Below are 7,954 nucleotides of genomic sequence, written 5' to 3'. Positions count from 1 at the left end.
CACAACTTTTCCTTCTTCTCTTATTTTACCTTCTTTATAGTAATAATCCTTCCAATAACCATTCCCATTTGTAAAATATGTCCGATATAATATTTGTCTATCTGTATTATATACTATATATTTTCCCGCCATTTTACTTTTCTTATAATAGATTTCTTTTAAAGGCATATCTGGATTTATTGTATATGTACCTTCTAAATATCCATTTATGATTTTAATATATTCAAGTTCAATTCTTTTATTATCTATATAAAACCATTTATATATATGATAGTCAGAAGGAACTATTGTATCATTTACGCGTAGGAATTTTCCGTTGCTATTAAAATAATAATCCCTAACAAAATGATCTACACTTATGTCATACCCTGTAGCTCTCCTATCTATAATAATTACATATTCAGGAGGCAACCTATATATTATTATAGGTTTGCAAGCACAAAAGGTAAAAAAAAACAGATATAATAATTTATTTTTTGGCATAATATTTCTTAGCTTCACTTTGCATTATATCAATCTGATATTTATTAAAAAACTTCTGATCATTGAGATCATAATCCATTATATTACTTGTTTCCTTCTGTATAAATTTATAAATGAAGTGATTTAAACTTTTAAAAAATTTGAGTAATCCAAATATTTTATGTAATATTGTGTTGAAAATCAAAAATATAACACATATATGGATTACTCATTTGCAAAGATAGACAAAAATGATTTCACGACCAAATTTTTACCTTATATCCCTACTAATAAAAGAGGTTTTACATCTAAATTTAACATGTATGACATCTTTAGGTGTATTGTTCATAAAGCAAAAAAAGGATGTCAATGGGAACACTTATTTGTTGATTTAGAATGTGTTAAATATCCTTTTTCATAGCAAACTGTTTATTATTATCACTCAAAATGGATAAAAGCAGGAGTTTATGAAAAGGCTATCCATAATTATATTTGAGTTAGGTTAAATGTACTCTATATTAACTATAGATACGTCTGATTTAAAAACAGTAATGAATCTATTGATGTCTTATTCTATGGTTTGTGCGTCAGCTCCTTTTATAGGAAGAACTCTGTCGGGAGTTCTACTTGCTGGTGCAACTGCATCCATATCAAAATGGATTATTAAATAGCCTTCTGTTTCTACAGGGTTACCCTTTTCATCAATAGCAGGCTTCCATATCCCCATACGAAGACCACCAAAAGAACTTAACATCCTATCTATATAACCCCTGATCATCCAATCGTCGTATACATTGTTAAGTCCTTGAATAAATTTTATGTCCAACTCACCTTTTTTTGATATAACAAACTTAATAAGAACCTCACTTTTCACCTCTTCGAGTATACGCTCTTTCACAAAATTTTTAACAATATAGCTTTTATAATCTTCCATATCTTTAAAATAACTCGCAGGAGTTTTTGTATTACCTCCACTTGAGACCAATTTGCCAAAGAAATAATTATTGATAAAAATAGTATCTCGTACTTGCTTCTCGCCACCTTCAACAAGAGGAGGTAACACCCTTCGTTGTATTGTAAAATCAGGAAGAATAATTATGGGAGTCTTAGACTTAGATACATACGTAAACCCTTTTTGTGAATAAGCAGTTCCTATTACACATATAAAAACCAATAACAAGGTTTTCATACCCTTATTTATAAAAATGAATGTCATTGAAGTGATTTAAACTTTTAAAAAATTTGAGTAATCCAAATATTTTATGTAATATTGTGTTGAAAATCAAAAATATAACACATATATGGATTACTCATTTGCAAAGATAGACAAAAATGATTTCACGACCAAATTTTTACCTTATATCCCTACTAATAAAAGAGGTTTTACATCTAAATTTAACATGTATGACATCTTTAGGTGTATTGTTCATAAAGCAAAAACAGGATGTCAATGGGAATACTTATTTGTTGATTTAGAATGTGTTAAATACCAACATCGCAAGAAAGGAAGAACTTCTAATGTTCTTGTTCTGACCGATGGGCGAGGATACCCTATAGGAATAGGAGATATTATTAGTGGAAATCATAATGATCTGTATGATATAATAGGTCAATTTTCTAAGATAATGAATCAAATAAAAAAATGTGGTATTTGTGTAGAAAATAGCTATCTAAACGCTGATAAAGGGTTTGATTGTAAGAAACTTAGAAGAGCTATTCATTGTAGAAAGATGTTTCCTAATATCAAAGAGAATCCTAGAAATTGCAAAGGAAACAAACGAGGTAAAAAGCGTTTTTTTGATGAAAAGGTTTACAAAAAAAGATTTGTAAATGAACGTTCTTTTGCCTAGATTGATAGTTTTAGAACTCTACTCATTCGATTTGATGTATTAGATTCTCATTGGTTAAATTGGCATTATCTTGCCTTTGCATTGGTCTTACTAAAAGTTTAAATGAGTTTAATATGATATTTTCTAATACCTATTTTAACTAAACTATAGTATAAATAACTAATACTTAATCCAAAATCTCTTTTCTTTCATACATTATCTCTTTTTTATTATATACAATAATTTTCTTAATATAATTTTTATTCTCATCTAATATGAACTCAACTAATGCGATTAAATCTCTATCGTAAATTAAGCCATTATCGCTAATTTCTTCGGTATCATTCAAGTTAATTCTCCTATACCACCATCTTTTAGTATAAAAAAAGCAATATATCTCTGCTCTTTTCTTTTTCGCAATAGATGAAATATAACTATTATCAACAAAATCTTCTATTTCATATGCTACCTTGCTATAATCCTTATGGGTATAGTTTTTTATTTCATAGTAGAAATAATTAAACTTGTAAGATGAGTTTTCATTCATAATCTGTAAAATTCTAGCATTGTAAGATTTATCCATTTCGGATATTTTGATATTTTTACTACAAGAAAAAAACAGAAAAGAAATAATAAAATATACAAGATAATTCATAGCAATATTTTTTCAGAGTTTTCAACTTTAGTAATAACAGAAAAAATGGCATTACCCTTCATCTCTGTCATATCCTTGCTCAGCGTTAAGGTCTGTCCTTCTTGTGCGGCACTGATTTGTATGTGTATTCCATTAGGAGTAACGGCGTGGCACTCTTCAAGGATTAGTTGCAGGCAGTTGTAGTGATCCATCAGCACGTGCATCTTTACCGAATCACCAGCCATAGGCTGTAAGCCATAGTTAAGGTCTGTGGTTTGCAAGGCTATGGCATCTCTAAGACTGTCGGTAACAAAGTCCTGCACAGCAATAAAATGGCTGCTGCTTAGCTTCGTTCCGTCTATCCAATTTATAGAATAATGGGTGAGTAGATTGTTCATTTGATTTTACATATCTCATTAATCATCCGAAAATTCTATTTTTGTTGCAATTTTCTTTATTTTGTTAATATACAATGAATCTATTAGTATAAAGGTTGTATCTTTTCTTATATTATACATTAATCCTTTTTTAGCATTATAACTCAAACATAAAGAATTAAAAGTCTCCCCATTTTCCATCTTTACAAAATAAGTTAGCAGAGTATCTTTTTTTTCTATTTTCTCTATGATCCATTTATTACCTTCCATTGTATTCCAATTATCCATAAGCGTATCATTGATAAATACAATTGTAGGCATATCATCATCTCCTTTAAGATAAGGGTGTACAGCAAGAAAGAGTTCTCCATCATCTTCACCTTTATATAAATAATAGAATTTTTTACCTATAAGAGGATTGTTTATTTTGGTATCAGATTCGATACTTAATGATTCATTTAGTGGATCTTTTTCAGTGTTATTATTAACAACATTTTCACAAGAACTCACTGTCCCTATTAAAAATAAACTAATAAGTAATAATTTCATATATTGTTTTTTCATTTGTTTTTTAAGATATTTATGCAATATAAAATAGAATTTACCTTTGTGTTATTATTTTTATTTCATTAACTTGATGATCAAAAAATTTAATTGAGGTGTCAAAGTATTTTCAGAGTGCAAATATATGAAATTATTTTGACACCTCAATTAATATATTTCCACTTTCATCAGTAATGGTTACCCCAAAAGGACCAGTACCTCCAGAAGGAATTTTGAACTGTATTTGTCCATCAATCATTCCTGCACAAGTAGGAGCTATACCTTCAGCTGTAATATTCATAGTTTTGTAGGTAGTAGTAATGGTAACAGTTCTTACTATTTAGTTTTACCCATACTGCATTGTTATCATAGAGTGTAACCGTATAAACTCCTAGTTGCAAATCGGCAAACACATAGGAATATGGAGTGCCCGAAAGGGCTTGCAAACTTGGGCTCCTGAAAGTTTTGTCAGTTCAACAGAGTAGTTGCCTGAAGAGCTACAACCTGTAGGCATAGGTGATTTTAGGCTGCGCTGTTATATGCAACTTAGCATCCGAAAAACATTGCCTCACTATAGGTGTTAATTGTACGTCAAAACACTCTTGTGCATAAGAAGTGAATCCTGTTAAAAAATATATAATTGCTATTAGAAACTTTTTCATAATTAAAATGAATACTTTTATCCTGAAAAACACAAATTAATTCACAAAAGTATATTTTTTCATGAAAGAGGCAACAATTTCACAGACTCTTAATATTGCTTTTAGGAAAAATAAAAATAAAATACTACTTTTTCAACACCTTACACAAGAGTTAAAGCTTATTAAAAGGGAGATGATAAAATTAGAAATAGTAGGAATATAAACTTTGACAAAGTTTATGAATTTATTTTATAAATTCTTTAATAGGCACTTTTTGAAAATACAAATCTCCATCTCCTTCATAAAGAATACCTATGTATTTATTATCTATTATAGTAAGACAAGAGTAACCCATAGCAGCTTGCTCATACAATAACACTGAAGGTAGTTTATTCCAAGTGTTACCACCGTCATCACTTGTTTTGATAGTCATTTTTATTCTATTTTTTGCATCATTGGGATTAGAGAAAAATAAATACTGTTTTCCCTTTTTATCTTTATAAGAAACAATGCTTGCCATACAATTAGGCTCGGTAAGAACAGTGCGAGAGGTATTATGCTCTACCCACGTTTTACCCATATCGGCTGTAACTGCTACTGAACGCCCGTGATAGCTATCTGAAAGTTCATAATTAGTTCGATTACGGTCATCACGCATATTAAGCATCAAGGTACCATCGGAGAGTTCTACCACTTGCGCCTCAGTAGTGTGTGTTTTAGCTCCCACACCTACATTCCAACTTTTACCATGATCATTACTATATATAATAGTAGAGTGAGGCACTTGATCTTTGTCCTTAAACTGACCTGCAAATACCAAGGCACCATTACTCATTGAGATGCCTCTTCCTGGTCCTTGAAAGAAAAGCTTCCATTCGGGATTTTTGATTTGAGAAGTTATATTGATAGGCTCACTCCATGTTTTGCCATCATCTTCGCTTTTCACCACTACTATTTGTCCTGTTTCCTCAGGAGTCATCCCACTTTTAGAACCCCACCAAGTCATTATTTTAGGGTCTAAACCATGCTGCCACAACCCCATTACCCAGATAGTATTATTTTTTTCATCTACTAAGACAGCAGGATCTCCTACCCCATTAAGGCGGTTAGGTTTTCCTCCCCATTCACCCATATCAATTACTTTTTTCATTGGTTCCCACGTTTGCCCGCCATCAGTACTGCGGCTCATTCCTACATCGATATCTTCTTGCAAATCTTTACAGTTGTTGTAACGATTGTCGTAAACAGCTATCAATGTACCCTTATTAGTGGTTACGAGTCCTGGTATACGGTAGCACTCTATACCATCTTGCTTGCGCTGACGAAGAGATATAGCAAAACGCTGCCCTTCTTTTTTAGCATTATTAAGCGTGAATTTAGTCTCATTGGTAATGAGTTTTACCTTTGATAAATACAGTTTTTGCAAGAGTTCAGGGTTTTGAATAGTACGAGCATAGACCCAAACAAAAAGGGTGTCATTAGTAGTTTTGAAAATTCCTTGTAGTTTAGTATAACAATTAAGATTTGAAGTTTTAGCAAAAAGTACAGCTTGTTTTTTTTTAGAACTATCTCCTACATAAACGGAGAGTTCCGAAAGATTCAATTTCTTACTTTTAAATAGAAAAGAGAGTTCTTTTATCTCTGTACCTTGTTTTATAGGTAGCTCAAATGAAGTAATAAGATTATCTTTATCAGTAGCCAAAGGCATTTGAATTTGAGTAAAAGTTTTTCCATTTTGGGCATAGCCAAAACTAAGAAAAAGAAGTGCAATAATGGTAAATAATTGTTTCATAAATAATTTATTAATTTTTGACAAAGGTATAATTTTATTTTTAAACAACCAAATAAAAAACACATCTATTTATTATTTTTTTTACTAATAAATTGATGTATTTCTTTACTTTTTCTTGTCTAAAAATACATTTACTGTAGAAAAAGAAACCTCTCTAGGGGTTTGCCCTACCATTACACCTGCTTGGCATACTTTTGCAGCTAATAACAACAGTGCCAGAGTAAATCTTCCCTCTCCTAGTAAATACCGTATCCGTTACCAACGTTCTAATGGTTGCTTTGAACTTTGTAGAATAGTGGAATTAACGCCTCCTGCAATCATTGACCCAGCTCAGGCTTTTAGAAATATAAGGTATGCTTATGAAAATATAGCGTTGTCTTTCCTTTAGTACAACATTGGACAGATGAACATTATTACGGTTGGGGTGATTTGCAGCAGGTAATTACGCCTTGAAATATAGAAACTTATGTTATCAGGCTACAGACAATAGCCCAGTCCATTGGCAGGTAGAAACTGCTTAATCCACTGCGGCAGGTAAATACCCTCATAATCAAATCTATTACCATCCGTTTACTGTAAAAGCACAACCTTCTTTAGAGCCTGTGCTCTCAGCTTCAGCTTGTAGTGCCTCAAGCGGTTCTGACATCGTTTCTGTAGATGTAACAGGGCAATAGATTACTTATCCTCTTACTTTTACCTTATTAAAAAAAACTATCCTCACCTCTGCTGTGAGAACGATTACTCTCCAAGCTACTGATCCTAATAACGCTTATGCCGTGTTCAATAACTTGGACGATGGTATTTATATGGTGTGCACTACTCACGCCTGTCAGTCGGCACAAAATGATATCGAGGTGAAAATCAATGCCGCTTTTAATCCTAATGTAGCTCTTATAGTAGCTTCTTCTTGTAGAGGTGATCAAACTACATTATATTTTAGCTTCTCTTATTTCTTATTTGATATTAGTTGGTATCAACTCGATACAGCAGGGCAATGCATTACTAGCTCTCCACTAGGATTTCAACGTACTTTTTCTCGTACTATTACTGAAACAACTACTTTTCAAGTAGAGTACAAATTGAAATCAAATATAGGATGTGGAGCTCCTCCTCCTATGACTAAAACTATAACAGTTATTTTGCCTAAGGATACTACTCCTCCTATAATATCAGGTTGTCCTTCAGATATTATTGTAATAGCCGATGCAGGTAAATGTAGTAAAAAAGTATCGTGGACAGAACCTATTGCTACCGATACCTGCTTTGATGATACTAGCACTTGTACTTTCAAGGAGATTGTACAATCACGTGCCTTGGAAATGATTGTGAATGCTCGTTATACCAATGGTGTAGGGGCAGCAGTAACACAACTCAGTACTAATGATGAGTTTATATACGAAATTTCTTACCAAAATACAGGTCAGGATACTATTAGTACAGCTTCACTCACCCTGAAATTGCCTACAAATGCAAAAATAATTACCAATGGTAATCCTAATCTAACTGGAGCTACCCAAGGTGCTATTTCCCCTGGACAAAGTTATGCCCCTGTAACTAAAACCTACTTATTCAATATACCAGGTGTTACTATTCCTTTAGGTGGTGCTATTAAGGTAATCAAAATCCCAATGAAAGTAGTAGCCGATTGTGATAAACTTTTGGAACCTTGTACTAAC

Annotated in this window: 10 protein-coding genes; 3 read left to right on the top strand and 7 right to left on the bottom strand. The window is 32.1% G+C overall.

Annotated features, from left to right (window positions below; all coding sequences use genetic code 11):
- Window positions 1-483: hypothetical protein (locus tag Q0162_RS01855; protein ID WP_297888218.1), on the bottom strand; the 483-nt coding region annotated here is incomplete at its 3' end.
- Window positions 484-1,030: 547 nt separating this feature from the next.
- Window positions 1,031-1,651, bottom strand: coding sequence for a hypothetical protein (locus tag Q0162_RS01850; protein ID WP_297888215.1), 621 nt, complete (start codon window positions 1,649-1,651; stop codon window positions 1,031-1,033).
- 112 nt (window positions 1,652-1,763) lie between these two features.
- Between Q0162_RS01850 and Q0162_RS01845 the strand changes: the two genes are divergently transcribed.
- The gene (locus Q0162_RS01845) at window positions 1,764-2,312 is read left to right on the top strand and encodes a hypothetical protein (RefSeq protein WP_297888212.1); all 549 of its coding nucleotides are present in this window, start codon (window positions 1,764-1,766) and stop codon (window positions 2,310-2,312) included.
- 166 nt (window positions 2,313-2,478) lie between these two features.
- Here the strand turns inward: Q0162_RS01845 and Q0162_RS01840 are convergent, their stop codons facing one another.
- The 5 genes from Q0162_RS01840 to Q0162_RS01820 form a co-directional block, all read right to left on the bottom strand.
- On the bottom strand, window positions 2,479-2,946 hold the full coding sequence (locus Q0162_RS01840; RefSeq protein WP_297888209.1) for a hypothetical protein: 468 nt from the start codon (window positions 2,944-2,946) through the stop codon (window positions 2,479-2,481).
- On the bottom strand, window positions 2,943-3,323 hold the full coding sequence (locus Q0162_RS01835) for a hypothetical protein (protein WP_297888206.1): 381 nt from the start codon (window positions 3,321-3,323) through the stop codon (window positions 2,943-2,945). The genes Q0162_RS01840 and Q0162_RS01835 overlap by 4 nt, the downstream gene beginning before the upstream one ends.
- Window positions 3,324-3,341: 18 nt before the next feature.
- Window positions 3,342-3,866 carry a hypothetical protein gene (locus Q0162_RS01830; protein ID WP_297888204.1) on the bottom strand — a complete coding sequence of 175 codons (525 nt, stop codon included), beginning with the start codon at window positions 3,864-3,866 and terminating at the stop codon, window positions 3,342-3,344.
- Window positions 3,867-3,996: 130 nt separating this feature from the next.
- Window positions 3,997-4,146: a hypothetical protein gene (locus Q0162_RS01825; protein ID WP_297888201.1), complete on the bottom strand. Its 150-nt coding sequence runs from the start codon at window positions 4,144-4,146 to the stop codon at window positions 3,997-3,999.
- A gap of 584 nt (window positions 4,147-4,730) precedes the next feature.
- Window positions 4,731-6,278 carry an exo-alpha-sialidase gene (locus Q0162_RS01820; RefSeq protein ID WP_297888199.1) on the bottom strand — a complete coding sequence of 516 codons (1,548 nt, stop codon included), beginning with the start codon at window positions 6,276-6,278 and terminating at the stop codon, window positions 4,731-4,733.
- Between the two features lie 115 nt (window positions 6,279-6,393).
- Between Q0162_RS01820 and Q0162_RS01815 the strand changes: the two genes are divergently transcribed.
- Together Q0162_RS01815 and Q0162_RS01810 are read left to right on the top strand one after the other, a co-directional pair.
- A complete protein-coding gene (locus Q0162_RS01815; RefSeq protein ID WP_297888196.1) occupies window positions 6,394-6,666 on the top strand; it encodes a hypothetical protein in 273 nt (90 codons plus the stop codon).
- Window positions 6,667-7,006: 340 nt separating this feature from the next.
- Window positions 7,007-7,954, top strand: a 948-nt coding sequence (locus tag Q0162_RS01810) for an HYR domain-containing protein (protein ID WP_297888193.1), incomplete at its 3' end; no start/stop codon positions are given.

The organism is uncultured Capnocytophaga sp., assembly GCF_937936315.1.
GTDB lineage: Bacteria > Bacteroidota > Bacteroidia > Flavobacteriales > Flavobacteriaceae > Capnocytophaga.
This window is presented reverse-complemented; position numbering and strand designations above follow the sequence as displayed.

Excerpts from the sequence above, each read along its gene's own strand:
- Q0162_RS01850 (WP_297888215.1), bottom strand. The coding sequence starts at position 1,651 with ATGAAAACCTTGTTATTGGTTTTTATATGTGTAATAGGAACTGCTTAT.
- Q0162_RS01845 (WP_297888212.1), top strand. The coding sequence starts at position 1,764 with ATGGATTACTCATTTGCAAAGATAGACAAAAATGATTTCACGACCAAA.
- Q0162_RS01840 (WP_297888209.1), bottom strand. The coding sequence starts at position 2,946 with ATGAATTATCTTGTATATTTTATTATTTCTTTTCTGTTTTTTTCTTGT.
- Q0162_RS01835 (WP_297888206.1), bottom strand. The coding sequence starts at position 3,323 with ATGAACAATCTACTCACCCATTATTCTATAAATTGGATAGACGGAACG.
- Q0162_RS01830 (WP_297888204.1), bottom strand. The coding sequence starts at position 3,866 with ATGAAAAAACAATATATGAAATTATTACTTATTAGTTTATTTTTAATA.
- Q0162_RS01825 (WP_297888201.1), bottom strand. The coding sequence starts at position 4,146 with ATGAATATTACAGCTGAAGGTATAGCTCCTACTTGTGCAGGAATGATT.
- Q0162_RS01820 (WP_297888199.1), bottom strand. The coding sequence starts at position 6,278 with ATGAAACAATTATTTACCATTATTGCACTTCTTTTTCTTAGTTTTGGC.